The 18,406-nt window shown below is 47.8% G+C and carries 23 protein-coding genes, 1 other RNA gene and 3 riboswitches; of the genes, 9 read left to right on the forward strand and 15 right to left on the reverse strand.

The genetic code is table 11. From position 1 onward, the window contains the following. Positions 1 to 175 precede the first annotated feature (175 nt). From ODZ53_RS01950 to ODZ53_RS01960, 3 genes are read left to right on the forward strand one after another with little or no spacing between them, the layout of a single operon-like run. Entirely contained in the window at positions 176 to 1,915 is a 1,740-nt protein-coding gene (locus ODZ53_RS01950; RefSeq protein ID WP_372675728.1) for an Rqc2 family fibronectin-binding protein, read from the forward strand. A 36-nt stretch (positions 1,916 to 1,951) separates the two neighbouring features. Then, a complete protein-coding gene (locus ODZ53_RS01955) occupies positions 1,952 to 2,293 on the forward strand; it encodes a DUF2512 family protein (protein ID WP_015892002.1) in 342 nt (113 codons plus the stop codon). Between the two features lie 32 nt (positions 2,294 to 2,325). Continuing rightward, positions 2,326 to 2,775 carry a hypothetical protein gene (locus ODZ53_RS01960; protein ID WP_372675729.1) on the forward strand — a complete coding sequence of 150 codons (450 nt, stop codon included), beginning with the start codon at positions 2,326 to 2,328 and terminating at the stop codon, positions 2,773 to 2,775. Positions 2,776 to 2,864: 89 nt separating this feature from the next. Here ODZ53_RS01960 and ssrS read toward each other — a convergent pair. The 5 genes from ssrS to ODZ53_RS01985 form a co-directional block, all read right to left on the reverse strand. Continuing rightward, a non-coding RNA gene (ssrS, locus tag ODZ53_RS01965) (6S RNA) lies at positions 2,865 to 3,055 on the reverse strand. 110 nt (positions 3,056 to 3,165) lie between these two features. Next, positions 3,166 to 3,936 (reverse strand): enoyl-CoA hydratase/isomerase family protein, encoded by a 771-nt coding sequence (locus ODZ53_RS01970; protein ID WP_372675730.1) that lies wholly within the window; start codon positions 3,934 to 3,936, stop codon positions 3,166 to 3,168. A gap of 18 nt (positions 3,937 to 3,954) precedes the next feature. Further along, positions 3,955 to 5,130, reverse strand: a complete 1,176-nt coding sequence (locus ODZ53_RS01975) for a CaiB/BaiF CoA transferase family protein (protein WP_372675731.1) — start codon at positions 5,128 to 5,130, stop codon at positions 3,955 to 3,957. A gap of 131 nt (positions 5,131 to 5,261) precedes the next feature. Beyond that, on the reverse strand, positions 5,262 to 5,612 hold the full coding sequence (locus ODZ53_RS01980) for a DUF4870 domain-containing protein (RefSeq protein ID WP_015892006.1): 351 nt from the start codon (positions 5,610 to 5,612) through the stop codon (positions 5,262 to 5,264). A gap of 96 nt (positions 5,613 to 5,708) precedes the next feature. Next, positions 5,709 to 5,996: a hypothetical protein gene (locus ODZ53_RS01985; protein WP_372675732.1), complete on the reverse strand. Its 288-nt coding sequence runs from the start codon at positions 5,994 to 5,996 to the stop codon at positions 5,709 to 5,711. A 282-nt stretch (positions 5,997 to 6,278) separates the two neighbouring features. Between ODZ53_RS01985 and ODZ53_RS01990 the strand changes: the two genes are divergently transcribed. After that, the gene (locus ODZ53_RS01990) at positions 6,279 to 6,449 is read left to right on the forward strand and encodes a YjzC family protein (RefSeq protein ID WP_007728413.1); all 171 of its coding nucleotides are present in this window, start codon (positions 6,279 to 6,281) and stop codon (positions 6,447 to 6,449) included. A 49-nt stretch (positions 6,450 to 6,498) separates the two neighbouring features. Here ODZ53_RS01990 and ODZ53_RS01995 read toward each other — a convergent pair whose 3' ends face one another. Further along, a complete protein-coding gene (locus ODZ53_RS01995) occupies positions 6,499 to 6,753 on the reverse strand; it encodes a hypothetical protein (protein WP_199929916.1) in 255 nt (84 codons plus the stop codon). Positions 6,754 to 6,844: 91 nt separating this feature from the next. On the opposite strand from ODZ53_RS01995, the gene ODZ53_RS02000 reads away from it, so the two are divergent. Then, positions 6,845 to 7,378: a DUF309 domain-containing protein gene (locus tag ODZ53_RS02000; RefSeq protein WP_372675733.1), complete on the forward strand. Its 534-nt coding sequence runs from the start codon at positions 6,845 to 6,847 to the stop codon at positions 7,376 to 7,378. On the opposite strand, the gene ODZ53_RS02005 is transcribed toward ODZ53_RS02000, so the two are convergent. Then, complete coding sequence (locus ODZ53_RS02005) at positions 7,375 to 7,929, reverse strand: RNA 2'-phosphotransferase (RefSeq protein WP_372675734.1); 555 nt, start codon at positions 7,927 to 7,929, stop codon at positions 7,375 to 7,377. The genes ODZ53_RS02000 and ODZ53_RS02005 overlap by 4 nt on opposite strands. Positions 7,930 to 7,947: 18 nt before the next feature. Then, the gene (locus ODZ53_RS02010; protein WP_372675735.1) at positions 7,948 to 8,628 is read right to left on the reverse strand and encodes a CPBP family intramembrane glutamic endopeptidase; all 681 of its coding nucleotides are present in this window, start codon (positions 8,626 to 8,628) and stop codon (positions 7,948 to 7,950) included. 194 nt (positions 8,629 to 8,822) lie between these two features. Here ODZ53_RS02010 and ODZ53_RS02015 point away from each other — a divergent pair, with 194 nt between their 5' ends. The 3 genes from ODZ53_RS02015 to ODZ53_RS02025 all read left to right on the forward strand — a co-directional run bounded on the left by ODZ53_RS02015 (position 8,823) and on the right by ODZ53_RS02025 (position 11,766). Continuing rightward, positions 8,823 to 10,022 carry an MFS transporter gene (locus ODZ53_RS02015; protein WP_015892011.1) on the forward strand — a complete coding sequence of 400 codons (1,200 nt, stop codon included), beginning with the start codon at positions 8,823 to 8,825 and terminating at the stop codon, positions 10,020 to 10,022. A gap of 98 nt (positions 10,023 to 10,120) precedes the next feature. Next, a complete protein-coding gene (locus ODZ53_RS02020) occupies positions 10,121 to 10,600 on the forward strand; it encodes a CcdC family protein (RefSeq protein WP_372675736.1) in 480 nt (159 codons plus the stop codon). A gap of 185 nt (positions 10,601 to 10,785) precedes the next feature. Then, positions 10,786 to 11,766, forward strand: a complete 981-nt coding sequence (locus ODZ53_RS02025) for an arsenic resistance protein (RefSeq protein ID WP_372675737.1) — start codon at positions 10,786 to 10,788, stop codon at positions 11,764 to 11,766. A 55-nt stretch (positions 11,767 to 11,821) separates the two neighbouring features. Here ODZ53_RS02025 and ODZ53_RS02030 read toward each other — a convergent pair whose 3' ends face one another. Further along, positions 11,822 to 12,637 carry a VOC family protein gene (locus ODZ53_RS02030; protein WP_372675738.1) on the reverse strand — a complete coding sequence of 272 codons (816 nt, stop codon included), beginning with the start codon at positions 12,635 to 12,637 and terminating at the stop codon, positions 11,822 to 11,824. A gap of 78 nt (positions 12,638 to 12,715) precedes the next feature. On the opposite strand from ODZ53_RS02030, the gene ODZ53_RS02035 reads away from it, so the two are divergent. Next, positions 12,716 to 13,885 (forward strand): CapA family protein, encoded by a 1,170-nt coding sequence (locus ODZ53_RS02035; protein ID WP_372675739.1) that lies wholly within the window; start codon positions 12,716 to 12,718, stop codon positions 13,883 to 13,885. 62 nt (positions 13,886 to 13,947) lie between these two features. Here ODZ53_RS02035 and ODZ53_RS02040 read toward each other — a convergent pair whose 3' ends face one another. The 6 genes from ODZ53_RS02040 to ODZ53_RS02065 all read right to left on the reverse strand — a co-directional run bounded on the left by ODZ53_RS02040 (position 13,948) and on the right by ODZ53_RS02065 (position 18,396). Beyond that, positions 13,948 to 15,213, reverse strand: a complete 1,266-nt coding sequence (locus ODZ53_RS02040) for a homoserine dehydrogenase (RefSeq protein ID WP_372675740.1) — start codon at positions 15,211 to 15,213, stop codon at positions 13,948 to 13,950. Between the two features lie 86 nt (positions 15,214 to 15,299). Next, positions 15,300 to 15,411: riboswitch (SAM riboswitch) on the reverse strand. 65 nt (positions 15,412 to 15,476) lie between these two features. Further along, a riboswitch (SAM riboswitch) is annotated at positions 15,477 to 15,583 on the reverse strand. A gap of 94 nt (positions 15,584 to 15,677) precedes the next feature. Further along, positions 15,678 to 15,812, reverse strand: coding sequence for a hypothetical protein (locus ODZ53_RS02045; RefSeq protein ID WP_256436197.1), 135 nt, complete (start codon positions 15,810 to 15,812; stop codon positions 15,678 to 15,680). Beyond that, positions 15,809 to 15,940: a hypothetical protein gene (locus ODZ53_RS02050; protein WP_256436198.1), complete on the reverse strand. Its 132-nt coding sequence runs from the start codon at positions 15,938 to 15,940 to the stop codon at positions 15,809 to 15,811. Before ODZ53_RS02050 ends, ODZ53_RS02045 begins: the two co-directional genes overlap by 4 nt. 31 nt (positions 15,941 to 15,971) lie before the next feature. Further along, positions 15,972 to 16,177, reverse strand: a riboswitch (cobalamin riboswitch). Between the two features lie 33 nt (positions 16,178 to 16,210). Next, positions 16,211 to 16,726: a DinB family protein gene (locus tag ODZ53_RS02055; protein ID WP_372675741.1), complete on the reverse strand. Its 516-nt coding sequence runs from the start codon at positions 16,724 to 16,726 to the stop codon at positions 16,211 to 16,213. 17 nt (positions 16,727 to 16,743) lie between these two features. Then, entirely contained in the window at positions 16,744 to 17,385 is a 642-nt protein-coding gene (locus ODZ53_RS02060; protein ID WP_372675742.1) for a cyclase family protein, read from the reverse strand. Between the two features lie 21 nt (positions 17,386 to 17,406). After that, positions 17,407 to 18,396: a Gfo/Idh/MocA family protein gene (locus ODZ53_RS02065; protein WP_372675743.1), complete on the reverse strand. Its 990-nt coding sequence runs from the start codon at positions 18,394 to 18,396 to the stop codon at positions 17,407 to 17,409. Between the last annotated feature and the right edge of the window lie 10 nt (positions 18,397 to 18,406).

Below are 18,406 nucleotides of genomic sequence, written 5' to 3' on the forward strand. Positions count from 1 at the left end.
TTTTCACTTCCATAGACGCAAAATCGTTAATTTATTATAGGAGACAACTCTTGGCAGTGTCAACCGAAGCACCCCCACCACGATGAGATTCCTCCTTGCTCTGACTTATGCTACACTGTGACTGGCAGCTCTCTATCTATTATTCTAGCCATTTTTTTGATCTGAGGTGACTTTTGTGGCATTTGATGGCGTAGTAACCCGCTCTGTTGCGCGGGAATTACATAAACTGGTAGGAGGACGTATCTCCAAAATCCACCAGCCCCACCATAGCGATATTATTATGCAAGTACGGACACAAGGAGAAACGGTAAAATTCCTCCTGTCTTCAAACCCGACCTATCCCCGCTTGCACATCACGACAGAAGAATTCACGAATCCGCTGGAAGCTCCGATGTTTTGCATGCTATTGCGCAAGCATTGTGAGGGCGGCGTAATTGAATCCGTCCAGCAAATCGGGATGGAGCGAATCATTCACATCGACGTACGCACCCGGGATGAGCTGGGTGACACGGCTGTCCGCCGCATTATTGTAGAGATCATGGGCAAGCACAGCAACATCATCCTCATCGATCCTGCAACCGGAATGATTTTGGATAGCGCCATGCATGTGACGCTCGCCATTAGCCAGTACAGACAAGTTACGCCCGGCAGACCTTACGTCACTCCTCCGAGCCAAGATAAACGCGACCCTCTCACTGTAACCGAGCAAGCGTTTATTTCTTCCCTCGATTGGAACGGCGGTCGTTTGGACAAGCAAATCGTAGATGGCTATACCGGGATCAGTCCCTTATTGGCAAAAGAAATTTTGCACAGAGCCGGCCTCGCGAATCGCGAATCACTGTGGGCTGCCTTTTCACAGGTGATGAAAGCAATCAACGATCATTCGTATGTGCCATCTATTGTAGAGACAAACGGCAAAGCGTACTTTCACGTCGTCGAGCTGACACATCTCTCAAATGGAGTTACCACCCCCTATCCTTCCGTCCAAGAATGCTTGCAGGCATTTTTCGAAGGGAAGGCGCTCCGTGACACTGTCAAACAACGTGCGCATGATTTGATTCGCTTTGTCACTGTTGAGCGCAATAAAAATGAAAAGAAAATTGAGAAGCTCGAGCAAACGCTGAAATATGCTCATGAAGCAGATCAGTTTCGCCTGTACGGTGAATTGATCACCGCCAATATGCACCAAATGAAGCGAGGGGATCGCGAGCTCGTCACAGTAAACTGGTATGACGAAGAGGGAGGTACCATCACCATTCCGCTCGACCCATTAAAGACCCCGTCGGAAAATTTGCAGTCGTATTACAAACGGTATAACAAGGCCAAAAACAGCCTTTCCATCGTGAGTGAGCAGATTGAGCAAGCGCAGGCTGAACTCTTGTATTTGGAGGGCGTATTGGTCCAACTGGAACATGCCACCCTAAAAGATGCCGAAGAAATTCGCGAGGAGCTCGTTGAGCAAGGCTACATGCGAGATCGTAAAAAACGTGGTCCGCGCAAGAAAAAAGATACCCGACCAGAGCTGGATACGTACCTTTCTTCGGATGGCATTGAGATTTTGGTCGGCAAAAACAATAAACAAAATGAATACCTGACCAACAAGCTCGCATCGTCGCAAGAAACATGGCTGCACACCAAGGATATCCCTGGGTCCCATGTGGTCATTCGCGCTCGGGAATTTTCGGATGAGACGTTGCTTGAAGCAGCCAATCTGGCCGCTTTCTTCAGTCGCGCCAAAGAAGGAAGTCAGATTCCCGTAGATTACACGCTCGTGAAGCATGTAAAAAAACCGAGCGGGGCCAAGCCTGGCTATGTGATCTACGAACAGCAACGAACGCTGTATGTGACACCGGATGAAGCACTGATCCGCCGTTTAAAATCAAACACCTCTTCTACGAATAGTGCGACTACCTAAGTTCATACTAAGGGCATGAAAGGTGGTGTTCGCTCTTTGAACATCGTTCTCAAGCTCTTGTTTAACGGAATCATTGCCATTCCAGGGCTTTGGTGGTCAGGGACGTCCCTTATGTTTGCCGTGCTCGCAAGCGTGATTGTTAGTTTACTGGGTTATGTATTGGATTTGACAATCCTCCCTCGTACAAACAATACGTTTGCAAGCACCGCTGATTTCTTGTTCGTGTATGCCTCCTTGTGGCTTGGCTGTTACTTGTTTGGTCAGACCATATCCTTATCAGGTTTGCTGTTGACGACATTTGCCATTACGGTGGTGGAATACTTTTTCCATGGTTACCTGCAACGGCACGGCGTCCACCATTCCAAACATCCGGGCTGAAGCATCATTTCTATTTTGGAAGGAGGATCAGGATGAACGTTATTGGCATCATCCAGACCGATCTGAACGAATTCAACGTGCTGTTTGAGCAGCAAGGTGGACAAGGTGGAAACGGACAAGGACAGCAATCACACGACGGCGGACAAAACCATCAACAAGACCAAGACAGCGACTCGATGTTTCTCAGCTTTCTCGATGAACAACCGAGTTCAAATGAACACAGCGGGCAAGGGAACAGTCAAGGCGGAGGCCAAGGCGGACAACAGCAAAATGGCCCGCAAGAGCTGACCGTCCGCATTAAAGGAATTCCTGAGGGACAAAAAGCGAATTTCCTGCAAATGTATCAAATTCTTCAAGATGCCCAAGACTCCCAAACCCTTGAAAAGGACCTGACCATTGTCGATCACGGGGATCAAGACCAGAGCGCCCAAAAACAAGGGCAGGGCCACGGCTCGGGCAAGCAAAACAAAACCACTCATTAGTTTGAAGACAAAAAACAAAAACCACCTGGAAGCAGATTCCAAGTGGTTTTTGTTTTTGCTATCGGTCATTCATTGCGTTCATAAACGGCCAAGTCCCCGCTCTGCCGTTGACCTCATGTTTCTATAACCTGCGCTCACACAGGTGGGCGACCCTTCTGTACTTCAACCTTCCCATGCATCCAAAAAGGAGGTGGGCCTGACATCCATCACAGTTTCCGTCTCCCGAAAAACACGTATAAGGTTAGAAACATTTACGGCCTATCGTACATCGCAGGATCTTGATATCCCTACTTTAACACAGAATGGTCCTTTGCTCAACGGATAAAGTTCCCTTTGGACTTTTCAATCTTATCAATCCCATGAGCTAAGCATTTCCCTGCCAAAAAAACACTACGTCCGCTTTACCTTCGCTTGTACAAGCGTCTGAAATTCAGGACGTGCGATCAGGGATGGCTGCTGTTGCTTTTCCCAGGCCAGGGCATATTCTAGGCCCTGAATCTGGCAACGTCCCAACCCTTCTTTGGTTACGGCATACGCTTGTTTCGGCAGGCGACGTACCGCAGTAACCAATTTTTCCAGCTCACTTTCGACTTGACTGGCTTCAACGGCTCGATAGATCAAGCCGATTTCCTCCGCCTTTTTCCCTGTAATCCTTTCTCCCAGCAATGCGAGCCGCTTCGCCCACGCCGTACCAACAAGCCTCGTCAAAAGGTATGTCCCGCCAAAATCCGTTGTCAGACCGATCTGGACAAAAGGCTCCTGCAACAGAGCATCTTCCGTCGCAATGACAAAATCAGCATGCAACGCAAGATTGAGTCCCGCTCCGACAGCTACTCCTTCGATGACTGCAATCACAGGCTTTGGCATTTGATGCAAATTGGTGATGAAATCATTAATGATCGTCAGTGATTGATCAGCATCACTCTTATCCGTCAGAGCAGTCAACACGCCCAAATCCGCACCGGAGCAAAAGTTCCCTCCTGCTCCCCGCAACAGAAGCACATCGACTTCCTCATCTGTTGAAGCTTTTGCGAGCGCGTCCTGCAAAAGGGAAAACATTTCAACCGTCATCGCATTGAGGACGTGTGGCCTGTTTAGCGTCATCGTGCAGATTCCATCCGCTTTTGTTACGATCAATTGTGTTTGATGATCCTGTTCCATCCTTTTTCTCACCCTTTCCTATGAAGAAGCGGCAGGAATAACCCCCTGCCTTTGCAGCCGACTCAAATCCTCTCCTGTGAGGTTCAGCTTGCGTTTGAGCAGCTCGTGCGTGTAATCGGTGTGCCATGGGGGTGACAACCTCTCCGCCCTATTGCGATGCGCGAAACTCCGCTCTTGATTGGGCGACTTCTTTTCCAAATAAGGAAGCGTATACGCTATCTCCCTGTTCGCAACGTACGAATTGTCTGCCCAGTTTTCCCAATCTTCAACGGCGGTCAGACAGCAATCCACCTCACTCCCCAGCTCACTCCACTCGGCTTGGGTTCTGGACAGAAACAGTGCTTTCATATCGTCAAACATCTCTGGATGCAGAGCAACGCTAGCCCGGTGACATAGCTCCCAGTCTGCTCTTCCTACCGCGCGGCAAAAATTGAGCCAGAACTTCTCTTCCAACGCAGCAAGTGCGACATACTGACCGTCTGCTGTCTCATAGACCTGATACGCCAGCAAACTCCCTCTCCCGGTCTCCCGTCCAATGGAGGAGCTGTATGACATTAACAGTGCGTGCAGCCCTGTCCAAGAGCTAAACAAGTCAGCCGATGAAACATCCAAATAAGCTCCCCGGCCTGTCCGCGTACGTTGCACAAGCGCCGCACATATTTGTTCACTGGCATACAGCCCGAGTGCGTAATCAGAAAGCGGAATATCTGCAACGACAGGCTTGCCTTCCAGATCGCGAACCAGTGAGAGAAATCCACTTACTGCCTGGACATTCAAGTCATGCCCCCCTATTTGGTATAGCTCGCCGCTTTGGCCATAGCCCGTCACAGAACAATAAATGACCGCAGGGTGCATCTCCCACAGGTGATCGTAATCCAGTCCCAAATGTCGCATCACACCTGGTCGATAGCTTTCCACCACAACATCAGCCTGTCTGGCCAGAGCAAACGCGAGCGCTTTTCCCTCATTCGTCCGCAAATTCAAGGAAATACTTTTATGATTGCGATGTGAACGTAGGTAAAACGCTCCCGTCTCTCTAGCTTCCGAATGAGAAGGTCTGGTTAACGGTGAGTGAGCTTTGTCGTGAAACGGTTCCACCTCAATGACCTCTGCCCCCAAATCAGCCAGGCGCATCGTACAAAGCGGACCTGGAAGATGGCGAGAAAAATCAACTATTGTCACTCCCGTCAACATGATTTGACTCCCCCTTCACCGACTACACTCACTTGTAATTCGAGATGAACGACTGTTCACCCTCTTTTTTAATGGAAAATTCAAACAAATACAAAAAGCCGTCCCACAAGGAACGACTTTCCCAAGAACGGTTATTTGATAAACCGGAGAGTGAGCGGGTAACGGAATTCTTTTCCCTCATTTGCTTTCACCGCAGCGATGATAACGAAGATCGCCCAAAAAATAAAAAGGGCTCCCAATAATAGTGCGCCGATAAAAATGATAATCAATAAACTTGAAATGGCGGCATAAATCATTACCGAGATGCTAAAATTCAGGGCCTCTTTTCCATGCTGATAAAAAAAGGCTCCCTCTTCACGCTTGATCAACCATACGATTAAAGGTCCTAATACATTGCCGAACGGAACGACAAAACCAAGGAAGGCAGATAGATGTACGATCATCGCCCACATTCGTTCCTCTTTCCCATTCAGGAATTGCATATCCATACCTCCCTTAACCCTTTTCCACTATTGTACGACAAATTGCACGAAACTTGCGAAAAAACGAAAAAAGCGCCACCCCGGCGCCTTTCTCTATTAATACTTGCTCTCGTTACTTCCGCCGTGACTTCCACCGTAACCGCCGCCGTATCCGCCACCATAAGAGGAGCCGTAACCATCGAAGCCATCGTAACCGCCGTGACCGCCGTAACCGCCGCCAAAGTGTTCAAAACCACCAAAGTGACCGTGACCGTGTCCGCAACTACGACCGTATGGCTTACAATGGGTTCTGTAGTGTGGCTTGTAGAAGCAATGCTTTTTGTACACTTTCTTTTCGCAGCATTTAAAGCATCTGCGACGAGATCTTCTGCATCCGCAACTCATTAACCTCACTCCTTCCTTTTCGTTACATCTACAAGGTATGTAGGTGATGACATATCGGCATGGACAGAAGTCTAGATTCTAGTCAAAATCAGCGGATGTCTCGTAGGCTATTTTGCAGTAGGAGTGGTCAAAACGCTGATGGAATCGATGTTTTTCCGAGCAAGACAGAGGACCAGACGAAGCGAGAATTCAAAACTTATCGTCAATAAAAGGGAGGGCATTAAGCCTGTATACCGGGTCATACTAATGCAGATGACAAATCGTTAGGAAGAAGGTGCCTTCGTGGGAGAACACAGCCGTTTTCGTGAAGGAGAAAAGTCTCCGAAAAATGCCGTATACATGGAGATTGGTGAGTCCGGTGCAAGCGTGCAGGACCCGATGATCATCGAGCTTTCCAGAGGGGAAAAGTTCCCCGCTACACGAAATAAAAATCGCGTATGGACGCAAAAGTAAGGAATGCAAAAAACCAACCTGGCACCATGCACAAGGTTGGTTCTCTTTTTTACGAATTGTCGTCGTCTTCGTCGTCGTTTTCTTCCTCTTCGTCTTCTTCATCGCCGCTTACGTAAATAATGGTGACACCCAAGCTCTCCAATAACGAAAGGACTTCTTTGTTCAACTCCTGATCCATGAGCAATCCTAGGCTTTCAACAAGCTCGAGCTCTTCCAGCTCGCCTTGTTCAGCATCCTCGATCAGTTCTATAATTTCGGTCATTCGCTTTTTTTCCAATACGGCTACGAGTTCATCTCTTGTCATAAATCGTTTTACACCTCATTTTCTACTCTCTATGCTTTATAATAGTACATAAATGATCCATTGAAAACCAAGCAGTGAGGTGAAGATCACCATGTATCCGCAACCGTATCTGGATTATTTGATCCAGTTCCATGTAGAACGCGATTATTTTGAGTGTCATGAGATTCTCGAGGAGTATTGGAAAAGCGCTCCTCCCCATGAGCGACAGCCTGTATGGGTGGGGTTGATTCAAATCTCCGTCGCTCTTTATCATCAGAGACGCGGGAATCAGGCAGGTGCAATTAAGATGCTCACGGGCGCCATTTCCCTTGTCAAAAAGCATCAGCTAGACATTCAAAAGCTTGGGTTGGATAGTGAAAGTCTGGCGAGCCTGCTTGAAGAGCGTCTGACAGAAATGCAAAATGGTCAGCCCTATCGAAGCATGTCTCTGCCCATGTCCGATGCTTTGAAACAGGCGTATCAAGAGGCTTGTACGATGCAAAATCACCCTGAGCATCGGGATAGCGATATGCAAGACGCCTACTTGCTGAATAAGCATACCTTGAGGGATCGCAGTGAAGTTATGGCAGAACGCCAGCACCAGCTACAAAAGCGCGAAGCACGTCGGAACAACGAGTCAAACTAATCTGCGTACAGCTGTAAATAACTGGATGGAAGAGCATCGCTCAAGCAATAGTGCTCACCCACTCGGTAAAAACAAATGCCGGCTTCATGGGCTTCCTTTGCATTCACAGTAACGAGGCGCAATGTGTCTGTCTGCTCTCCTATATGCTCCGTTCTATCCGCAAGCTGCACATACTCACTGGCGATCGGTAACAGGCCGCCAGTGAGTACTTGTTTCAATAACTTTCGATGTGTCCCGTAATAGAGAACATCAGGTGGCACGATCTCCATGAGCCTGCTTTTTGCAATCGAGGGTAAAAAGCCGTAGGTAACTCGAATGAGTGATCCTCCGTCCCATTCGATACTCCGCTCCGGATCGAATTCCACGACTTGATGAAGATCTTGCCTGGTTGTGTATGCGCACCCTTTCAGCGTATGAAGATATTCCAGTAACGGCTCAACCGGGGTATACCCATACGTGTCATAGTAGAGTTGAAATGCTTCACTGTTTTGCCGAAGTATACTAAGCAATCGCTTGCGAAGTCTCGTTTCTTCATGAATCGCCAGCATCATTTTCTCCCTCCTATCCGGTTAATAAATCCAGAGAACCACAGCTAGTGCGAGACCCAAATCCGCGAGTAAATGACTAATCCAGTTTGGATAAATCGAAGGAAACATTTCTTTCAGCCATCCCCATATCAGCCCTACACCAAAAACCAACGATGTAATGAACAAGCCGTTTCGCAAACCAAACAGGAGCGTAGAGATAATCAGGTGATACAAGGAATAAAAAAAGCCAGAAAGAAAAATGGATAGGAAGCGGGATAAGGACGCACGAAACCGCTGCAATACGAAGCCTCGCCAGAACAATTCTTCCAGCAGCGAGTTAATGAAAATAAGATAGACGGAAAAAACCCAAATCCAGCGGCGCTTAATCCCCCATGCTTCCATGCCTGCTCGAACGACTTCAGGTCTTCCCGGTTCCTGCAAGAGCAACCAAAGTCCAGCCAGCACTCCTGTCAACATCAGAACGCCAAGTGCCAGTCCGTATAAAGTACCCTGCCATTCAAAACTTCCCCACGCGGAATGCCATTGCTTGCGCAAATCTCCTTCCCACCATCCGTGAATGACGGGAATACAGATGCATACGAGCACATGAAAAGAAAAAAACGTGATAATGACACTATGCTTTTCCACCAGTCCGTAAAAGATCGTGAGTGTCGCAGCAAACCCATATACGATCAACAGTAGCAACGTTCGTTTTCGCGCCATTTACGAATATCTCCTTTTGGGCGTAATGGCCGCAGCATTGCGTTAGTTTGTCCGTTATGAATACGAAGAATACCCACAAAGACAATAAATATACAAGCGTTTGCATGAATGCTATACTAGAGAAATCGCTTTTTCTCAAATGATTGGATCGGTTCATTTTTTTACCTAACTAACGAATGTTTGGAGTGGCTCTCATGTTATGGCGTAATCGTACCTTTCTGCTTTTAATGAGTGGAGAGATCGTCGCCGGAGCGGGCATGTGGATTTCGATTATTGCCAATCTTTCGTTCATGCAGAAACTTGTTCCTTCTGATACGGTGAAGGGCTTGATTCTGATGTGTGGATTGGTGGTCAGCATTCTCCTCGCCCCAAAAGCGGGTGTGGTGATTGACATGTACGACAAAGGCAAGATCATGCTGTTTGCCAGCCTGATCCGGACACTTAGCCCAGTCTTCATGTTCCCAGCTCTTGCAAATGATTCTCTTCTGTGGATGATCGTATCTTTGATCGTGATGCAATGCTCTGCTGCTTTTTATTTTCCGACCGTGCAGGCTTCCTTGCCAGCCATCCTTTCTCAGGACGAGTTACTCAAGGCGAACAGCGCATATTTGAATATCTCTACGCTCTCGCGCATTGGCGGAACAGCAATCGGCGGTATACTCGTTGCGTCCATGGACCTGTCCATGCTGTATGTATTCTCTATCATCGCGTATGCAGTACTCGCTGTGGTCACGCTCTTTCTCCGCATTCCTCCAGTCACTTCTCGGAAGATTCAGGAAAAGGTGGAGTTTCGCGAAGTACTGACGATCTCGCGACAAGACCCGGCTTTGTTTGTCGGATTGATTAATAATGGGTTGATCACCTTGTTCCTTGGCGGTGTGAACCTGATGATCTTGAACTTTAGTGAGCTGCAACAGGAACCTCAGCTCATGGGATGGATCTATGCGGCAGAAGGAATCAGCATTTTGATTGGGGGGCTCTTGGCAAAACGTTGGATAGGTCACAGAAATCTCGTGGCAGCTTCCACCATCATGCTCTTTTTCTTCGCGCTGTCCCAGTTTGGCATGTCATTTGCCGATAACAAATTCATGGTCCTTGCTTCCTTCTCCGTGTTCGGCTTTGTCGTTGCTTTCTTCTTCCCGGTCACCGCAACGATTTTCCAGAAGCGCCTGCCACCACACCAGCAAGGGCGATTCTTTTCTTTCAAAAGCATGCTAGATCGTGGATTTTTCTTGTTGGCTCTTGCGATTACAGGAGTTGGGCTGGACCTTCTCGGCATTAGCGGCTACCTCCTCTTCATCGGCTCTCTAACACTGCTCTTTGGCTTGTTAACTTTTATTTACAGTAAAAAGCATAAGCTGGATGTTCGCTCTCATGATGAAGCCGCTGCCTAGTATCGGAATGGAACGTACCATGACAACCGCTTTCCTATCGACCATGCTTTGGTGTACACTAGTGAATGTAGGTTGAACACTAATGGAGGCGTTTTTCCATGCAGATCCTTTCCTCTCCCGTTTTGGGAATCCTGCTGCCTCTCGTGATGGCTATTGCAGTGATCTTTTTGAGAATGCGTCGGCAAAAAAAGCCGGCTTCTGCAAAAAGCATTATTTTGCCACCATTCTTTATGGCGACAGGGTTTGCGATGTTCTTGTTCCCGGAGGCGCAATTACCGCCCAAGTTTGATATTGTAGCCTTTGTGGTTGGGGTAATCTTTTCGATTCCGTTGATTATGACGTCACGCTTCGAAATCATTGGGCAAGATGTGTATTTGAAACGGTCCCGTGCGTTTTTCTTCATTTTGTCCGGTCTGTTGGTCATCCGGCTGATTATTAAACTGTTGATCAATGATAGCTTTACACCGATTCAAACAGGTGGACTGTTCTTCTTGCTCGCATTTGGTATGCTCGTGCCTTGGCGTATCGCGATGCTGGTGATGTACCGGAATTTAACCAAAAAGACGTTTGGCACCTAGTAAAAAGACCACCTCCATTTCGAGGTGGTTTTTGGTTTGCTCCCTGCCCCGGAGCGTAAAAACGGGACAACGTCGCTATGACGAACGACTACTTAAACGCATCCAACTTGAGGAGAAGAAAAAACAGCTTCACTCGATGATACAGATATTAGACAGAGGACTGTTAGGAAGGGGAAGTACAAGAGGTGATTTCAAGAGAAGAATTGGAAAAGAATCAAGTGTGGCTTTATGCTTTCGTACTCCTTATCGCTGCTGGAATAGGCTTGTTATGGCCAGAATCCAGTGAGAGCTTAGATAGCATGATTTCATTGATACTTGCCATCTTACTGTATGGGATGTTTGCCCAAATACCGTTTTTTCGTTTAAAAGAGGCATTATCGAATCGAAAGTTCATTTATGCACTGCTTGTTACGAATTACATAGCTATACCTATCCTTGTTTGGGGATTGACCCATTTTCTTCCAAGCGATCCAGCAATACGATTAGGTGTACTTCTTGTTTTGCTTACTCCCTGCATTGACTATGTTATTGTCTTTACACAACTTGGGAGAGGGAACGAAAAGCTTGTTTTGGTTTCAACCCCTATACTCTTTGTCACCCAAATGCTTTTATTACCGATTTATTTAGGGCTTTTTATGGGCAAGACATCGGCAGAAATTGTGAGTGTCGGACCGTTTTTCGAAGCATTTTTTGGTCTTATTGTCGCTCCACTGGTACTTGCTCTCCTTACTCAATGGTGGTCAAGACGCCAACCATACGGAGAACGTTTTCTTGATGCTACAGCATGGCTTCCTGTGCCTTTTATGGCACTAACCCTTTTTATTGTTGTTGCATCTCAAATCTCTAAACTATATACCTCTTTTCCTTTTATTAGCCACGTGATTCCCGTTTATGTAGCCTATATGGCCATAGCACCGATTATTGCACGCATCGTTTCTCGTATATTCCGTTTAGATACTGGAGCAGGGCGGGCTCTTATCTTTAGTGCAGGAACCCGAAACTCTCTTGTCGTTCTTCCTTTTGCACTGGCGCTACCTGAACCTCTAAACGGGGTAGTGTCTGCTGTCATCGTAACGCAAACTATTGTAGAGCTGATTGGGGAACTATTATATATTCGTCTTGTTCCACATGTACTTTTACGAGGGACGAAGGGAAATGCTGATTAAACGATCTACCAGGGGTGGCGTCAACTTCATTGGTACCACCCCTGGTTCTACATAACTATTCCAGCTCTGCTAGAAAGTAAGATCCTCCACCAATCTTATACTCACTATTCGTCCCTCCTGCTGCCAACCTCGCAAAAAACGGTCTTTGCCCGCGTTTTTTCCATGCAGTCTGCGCCATTCCCTCCTCAGTCGGTTGGCAAAGTACTACATTTCCACCCGGAAGTTCAAATGCTTGGCAGATGGCCCCCAATTCTTTATCGTGGAATACTTCGCTCTTCTCCCACCGAAACCAGCTTTGCCAACGTGCTGTTGCTTCTTCCAGATCCGTCACGGCATACCCTACAGACTTGAGATCGGCAGCACCGTTCGGATGTGCGCCAATGATGCCGCGATTAGTCAAATCTTCTCTTCTCTCTGCATCCGTTTGCGACCATTCAATGAGAAAGGGCGGGAGAAGAGTACTATCTGCATCTTCGAGGAACAACATCCGCCATCGAAGCGTCGTGCCATCATCACGCGTACGACTTCCCGCAACAGGCCCAGTAACCTGCAAGCCTTGGCTTCGCAAGCGCTCTGCCCACGCATCCATCTCGTTGGTCCGTAGGGCAATCTGGCCGAATCCTTCTCCCTTTGCCTTATCCTCGATGCATTGACGTATGAGCGGATTCTCTGATTGTTGAGCAAGCTCCTGGTGTTCAACCGCCAAAAACTCAACATAAGAAAGCCCGAAATAACTAAGGCTATTCCATGTCCCCCAAGACGCATGACGCCCTCCAGCTACCGTATGAAAACCCGCTTGGCAAAATTGCTCCGCTGCTTCCTGAGGAGTCCGATGTACAAAATGAACCAAATGATCAAAAGTTAATCGCACCTTTTTTCTCCCCTTTTTCGTATTACTTATAGGATATCAAAATTCATTTATGTAAGGATAGAAAGACAAGGGGGAAAAATGAACGAGAACAGATCAAGCCGGATACATGCTCGGCGCAAACGCTCACGCAGAAAATGGGCACGTGTGGGAAAGAGCACGCTCCTCTTTAGCGTGTTGGCCATCTTCGTAGTCGGAACCTACTACTTATTCCAAACTGCCATGGATGGAGAACATGCCAACCCGAACACCCAGCCTGCTCCTGATAATACAGCGAACCAAAAGTCTTCTGTGCAGCTCACCTTTGTCGGTGACATCATGATGTCAGGAAACGTTGAGAAAACCTTACTTGCAAATAGCTATGACTACCCATACAAACATGTAAGCTCGCTCTTTTTGCAAGATGATATCACCATTGCCAATTTGGAGACCCCGATCACCGACACAGGTGTTGCTGCTCAAAACAAGGAGTATGTTTACAAGTCATCGCCACTTGCTGTTCCTGCCATGAAAAACGCTGGGATTGATGTGGTGAATCTGGCCAATAACCACTCCATGGACCAAGGCGTTCCGGGATTGCTGGATACCTTTGACGCTTTGGACGAAAACCGTATAGAATACGTCGGTGCCGGTAAGGATGCAAGCCGCGCCTATTCACCTGTTTTCCTAGAAAAGAACGGCATCAAGATCGCGATTCTCGGCTTCAGCAGGGTCATTCCCGAAACGAGCTGGTTTGCAGGGAATTCCCAACCAGGTATGGCCGCTTCCTATGATCCTACACTGGCAGTGAAAGCGATCCAGGATGCGAACAGCCAAGCGGATCTCGTGGTGGTGATTGCACACTGGGGCAAAGAACGCTCCGATTATCCTGTCGATCATCAAAAGGAGCTGTCTCGTGCCTACATCGATGCTGGTGCAGATTTGATTGTCGGCGGTCATCCCCACGTACTGCAAGGCTTTGAAAGATACAACGACAAATGGATTGCGTACAGTCTTGGCAATTTCATTTTCACACGTTCAAACGAACCCAAGACTTGGGAAACGATGGTCCTGCAAGCAAACTGCTCCAAAAGTGGTGATTGTGAGCTAACGATGTTTCCATTTCATGCAGAATTGGGACAAGCTGTACCCATGAATGAAAGCAACGGCGCTACCCTGTTAAAACGCATTAAATCCATTTCTGAGCAAGTCGACATACAAAGTGACGGGCGTGTGCAGCCACGTGCAAAGGCGGTGGAGACTGCCCCCTGATAAAAGAAGCCGTGTTTCCAGATTCCTGGAAATACGGCTTTTCTTCTTATGGTTCCTCTTCCTTACGCAGATTCAAGAATAGGGAAGCAGCGCACTTCTAAGCCAAAATCATTTTTCAATAAGGACTCATGCTGTTCACTGATTCCCGTCACGATCAACCCTGCGCGCAAGACGCCTCCCAAATCGAATTGGACTTTTAGTTTATGCACGTTCACCCCGGCCTGCTGAAGGAAATGCAAGACCCGATCTGGCGTCGCAGTATGACATGAGCCCTCCAGATAACATAGGACGGGTTCTGCCGAGTCCACCGTGCCTCCAGCTTTGTCAGCCGTTTTTTCTTTCCAGGTAGGATGCGGCGTGAATGGCTGTGTCAATAAATAGGCCAAATCCTCCACGACTGCACTTGCTGTAGGGAGCTCTCCTGCCCCTCTTCCTGTAAACAACAGGTCTCCAACGATGTTGCCGGATAGCTGGACAGCATTAAACGCATCGTGGATTTGCGCCAACGGATGGCTCAGCGGAAGCATGGTTGGTTCAACAGATAGTCGAATGCCTTTTTCGTCTTGATAAGCCTGCGCGATCAGCTTGATCCGGTACCCTAAGTCGCTTGCAATCCGAATGTGACCTGCTGACAAATCTGCAATTCCTTTGCGAACAACATCCGCTAAAGGCAGCGATTCTCCATAAACAAGCTGTGCCAGGATATACAATTTGTACATAGCATCAAAGCCTTCTACATCCGAACGAGGGTCTGCTTCCGCATAGCCCAGCTCCTGTGCTTGCTTGAGCACCTCCTGGTAGGAGAGCTGCTCTGCTTCCATTTTCGTCAAAATGAAGTTCGTTGTTCCGTTGAGAATACCGCGAACACCTTGGATATCGTTCGTACGTAGGAACTGCCGGAGCACACTCAAGATCGGGATACCCCCAGCCACACTCGCTTCATAGGCAAGATGCACTTGATACTGATTTGCCAAATCGACTAGCTCTGTTCCTTTTTTCGCCAGGAGCTCTTTGTTGGCGGTTACCACATGGCAGCCCTTTTCGATCAAAGCACGTACGTAGCCATAGGTAGGTTCTACACCGCCCATGACCTCCACCACGATATCCACATCGCTTCTCAATACATCCTCAAAATCTGTCGTTAGTAAAGATGGGTCGACATGAACCGCCCGCTCTTTTTCCGAGTCACGCACCAATGCCTTGACGATCTCAATTCGTTTTCCCAGACGAGAAGCCAGCTTCTCCTGTTGTGAACGGATCGTTTTGATTACGCCCCCACCCACTGTCCCCAATCCCAATAATCCCACGCGTACTACTTCTGCACTCATCCTGACCACCCCATACCCCAAATTTTAGATAAAAAGAAAAGCCATCTTCGATAAGAAGAAGGCTTGATAGCAGCTAATGCTCCCCCTCCTTATCTCCCAGGACGTATATGTCCTGCAGGAATTGGCACCTTGTCACAAAATATACGTGACGGTTGCCGGGCTTCATCGGGCCAGTCCCTCCACCTCTCTGGATAAAGAAAATATGAAATTAAAAAAACCTTCTTCGCTAAGAAGAAGGTTCATCTACAAATGGAGTAACCCGCTTCTTATCTTTCGAGACGAAACGTCTCGCAGGAATTGGCACCTTGTTGCAATATGCAACGGTTGCCGGGCTTCATCGGGCCAGACCCTCCACCTCTCTGGATAAGAACTATTTATGCTGTTGAGCTTTATTCTAAGAAATTCCAAGGCAAGCGTCAACAAAATTCTTTCTTTTCTGATTGCAAGCTGATTTGGCAAGGATTTCAGTTGTGGGTGAACAGGCTTTCTACCTCTTCCATACTGCAGCAAGCACAATGAAACACGCCCTCCTGGCACTCCTCAGGCTGCTCTTTTTCCTCAACATATCCGCACCATTGGCAAATAAAAAGTTGTATCATTGCTCGCCCTCCTCTTCTATTATTCTGCCCAAAATAAAAAGAGCATTTTCCGCACGACCGTGACGATCGTTAGAAAATGCCAGAAAAGGAGGGGCATACTTGTCCACTCGCTGTTTTTCGCAAGCCATCTCTAACACCTCCCTATCTCCCGTAGGTCTATCAGTGTTGTCGAAACAGGCAGGTCTCCTGACTATGGGTTCATCGCCTAGCGTCGCCTTCCCCGTCTATTTTGATAGACCAGTGGCTTTTTGGACGCTGACTCCCCTCTTACAGTGGCGGGACCGTGTCGGATTTGCACCGAGCTTCCCTATTATCCTTGTGGCGAGTTGGTTACGCCCTAAGGAACCTGTTTCCACCTATGAAATTGTCTATTCTCACTACTACCCTCAGATTTTACCTTACCCGAAGTACCGTTCTTTCAAAATGCTAGTGTGGTGAGCTTCATGTCCAGCAATCACGTAGGCCAATGTCCTTGCAGATAGCTTGTTTCCGTTGGCAATTCCTGTACGCAACCACGCTTCTGGCGAGATTCCTCGCACCTGCGCGATGGTGGAAGCACGGACAGCCTTATACTCTTCCAATAAATCAGACAGATCTCTTAGCTGAAAACACCCGTGTTCGACAAATGCATTCTCATCAAAACCGACGAGGGGTGTCCGATCTCCTCTCGCGATTCTCAGCAAGCGATAGCTCATGATGCGTTCAGTATCGAAGAGATGACCCAACACCTCTTTAACCGTCCATTTGCCTGGCGCATACCGATAATCAATTTGCTCGGGCGCAAGGGACGAAAAGAACGCGACTTGCCTCTCTCCTTGCTGCGTGAGGATCGTTTGGAGCTCCCCCTCCGGTACAAGACCAATGTAATAGTCAAAATAAGCAGCGTATTCATCGCGCTCTGGTCGTCTGAGCATCTGTTTCCCACTCCTCGTCATTCAGTTTCAATAGACAAATTACTATGTAAACCTTCAAACAATAGGACCCTTGCCGGGGCTGCATCCGTGCCGACCAGCTTGAGTGGTGCAGCTACCAGAAAATACTCGCCTGGCGGGACCTCTGCTAGCCGTAAGCCTTCCACGACAATGACTCCCGCTGCAAACAATTTTTTATGTGTGGGGTGACCTTCCTGGCTGCGTTCGATTCCAAGTGCATCGGTACCAATGCCACGCACCCCTAGCTCACTTACATATTCCGCACCTTCTTCAGACAGAAAGATAAATTCAAAGGAGAACGCCTCTTCAAAAGAGTTTTTCGTTTTAAATAGGACAAAATCTCCTCGCGCAAGATCGAAGCTCTCCAAGTCAGCGCGAGTGATTCTGTCCTCGACCGCTGTGAGATCGAGAACCTTGCAAGGGCCCACTAGCTTCTCCAAGGAAATACTCTCAAATGTATCACCAGCATTCACCATGTGCAGGGGAGCATCCACATGGGTACCCGAGTGGAGGTCCATGTCGATTCTCGATTCTGTTACATAACCGTTGGTAGCGGTACATATTTTCGGCTGTTTTTCCGGCTTGTTTTTATACACCGTCATTCCTTCGTACACGGTGGCGGTTACATCATACATTTTCATCCCAAACGCCCTCCCTTTTGCCTACTGTTTTTTTCGATCCGCTGGAAAAACAATCCCCATCTGCCTTCTCGCTTCATCCATGACCTGCATGGCCATTTTGGAAACTTCATGCGAATTCGTTGCAGATTGTCTGGCCCCGATCTTCGCCAAGTGTAGGAATTCTCTTATTTCATAATGCATGGTCTTCGGGGTCTGCGGCCTTGCTACTTGCTCGGTTCGTCCGTCCCTGTAGCGAATGTCCACTTCTTTGAGATGGTTGATTCGATCGATCACCATCGTAGCGTCCTCCCCTTGAATTTCTGCTGGCTGATAGGAGGTCGTAATTTTCGAGAAGCTAATGATGGCATCCATCTCTCGATACTTCAACAACATACTGCCTTCTCCGTCCACTCCAGAATCAAGCACGATTCCGTCTGCTTTGATCACGTCTGGTTTGCCAAAAAGGATGAGTAAAGGATAAAGACAATAAATACCGATGTCCATCAAGGCTCCGTTTGAAAAAGCAGGATCAAAAGCACGTAAAACCTTCCCTTCGCGGTAGGCGTCATAGCGCGAAGAATATTGGCAATTGCTAGCAATAAAACGTCGTACTTTTCCCAGCTTGTGCAGGTTGTCTTGTATCGCAAAAAAATTCGGCAACAGTGTAGATTTGACAGCTTCCATGAGCAGCACGTCATTTCTTTTCGCTGCCTGGATCATTTCTTCTACCTCACTCGCATTAGAAGCCAGTGGTTTTTCACACAATACGTGCAGCCCCGCGTCCATGCACTGGATCGCTTGTTCCGCGTGGTAGGAGTTGGGGCTTGCAATATAGACTGCGTCAATATTTTTGCTTGCAGCCATTTCTGCTAGGCTGCTATAGGCGAATGGAGCATGGTACTTGTCCGCGATTTCCTTGGCGCGTTCGATCGTACGTGAATAAACAGCCTGAAGAGAAAATCCTTCTACTTCTTGACCAGCCTGGATAAATTCCTCGGTGATCCAGTTCGTTCCGATTACGCCAAATCGCATCTCATCCGCT

Origin of the sequence: Brevibacillus sp. BD137, assembly GCF_041644655.1 — a bacterium.
GTDB classification, from domain to species: domain Bacteria; phylum Bacillota; class Bacilli; order Brevibacillales; family Brevibacillaceae; genus Brevibacillus; species Brevibacillus brevis_D.

Coding starts and splice junctions, on each gene's coding strand:
- ODZ53_RS02050 (WP_256436198.1), bottom strand. CDS start 15,940: ATGGCTTGCGAAAAACAGCGAGTGGACAAGTATGCCCCTCCTTTTCTG.
- ODZ53_RS02055 (WP_372675741.1), bottom strand. CDS start 16,726: ATGCTCAGACGACCAGAGCGCGATGAATACGCTGCTTATTTTGACTAT.
- ODZ53_RS01970 (WP_372675730.1), bottom strand. CDS start 3,936: ATGGAACAGGATCATCAAACACAATTGATCGTAACAAAAGCGGATGGA.
- ODZ53_RS02065 (WP_372675743.1), bottom strand. CDS start 18,396: ATGCGATTTGGCGTAATCGGAACGAACTGGATCACCGAGGAATTTATC.
- ODZ53_RS01995 (WP_199929916.1), bottom strand. CDS start 6,753: ATGACAAGAGATGAACTCGTAGCCGTATTGGAAAAAAAGCGAATGACC.
- ODZ53_RS02040 (WP_372675740.1), bottom strand. CDS start 15,213: ATGAGTGCAGAAGTAGTACGCGTGGGATTATTGGGATTGGGGACAGTG.
- ODZ53_RS02060 (WP_372675742.1), bottom strand. CDS start 17,385: ATGAAAATGTATGATGTAACCGCCACCGTGTACGAAGGAATGACGGTG.
- ODZ53_RS01960 (WP_372675729.1), top strand. CDS start 2,326: ATGAACGTTATTGGCATCATCCAGACCGATCTGAACGAATTCAACGTG.
- ODZ53_RS02010 (WP_372675735.1), bottom strand. CDS start 8,628: ATGGCGCGAAAACGAACGTTGCTACTGTTGATCGTATATGGGTTTGCT.
- ODZ53_RS02035 (WP_372675739.1), top strand. CDS start 12,716: ATGAACGAGAACAGATCAAGCCGGATACATGCTCGGCGCAAACGCTCA.
- ODZ53_RS02015 (WP_015892011.1), top strand. CDS start 8,823: ATGTTATGGCGTAATCGTACCTTTCTGCTTTTAATGAGTGGAGAGATC.
- ODZ53_RS02000 (WP_372675733.1), top strand. CDS start 6,845: ATGTATCCGCAACCGTATCTGGATTATTTGATCCAGTTCCATGTAGAA.
- ODZ53_RS02020 (WP_372675736.1), top strand. CDS start 10,121: ATGCAGATCCTTTCCTCTCCCGTTTTGGGAATCCTGCTGCCTCTCGTG.
- ODZ53_RS01975 (WP_372675731.1), bottom strand. CDS start 5,130: ATGTTGACGGGAGTGACAATAGTTGATTTTTCTCGCCATCTTCCAGGT.
- ODZ53_RS02045 (WP_256436197.1), bottom strand. CDS start 15,812: ATGATACAACTTTTTATTTGCCAATGGTGCGGATATGTTGAGGAAAAA.
- ODZ53_RS01980 (WP_015892006.1), bottom strand. CDS start 5,612: ATGCAATTCCTGAATGGGAAAGAGGAACGAATGTGGGCGATGATCGTA.
- ODZ53_RS01985 (WP_372675732.1), bottom strand. CDS start 5,996: ATGAGTTGCGGATGCAGAAGATCTCGTCGCAGATGCTTTAAATGCTGC.
- ODZ53_RS02005 (WP_372675734.1), bottom strand. CDS start 7,929: ATGATGCTGGCGATTCATGAAGAAACGAGACTTCGCAAGCGATTGCTT.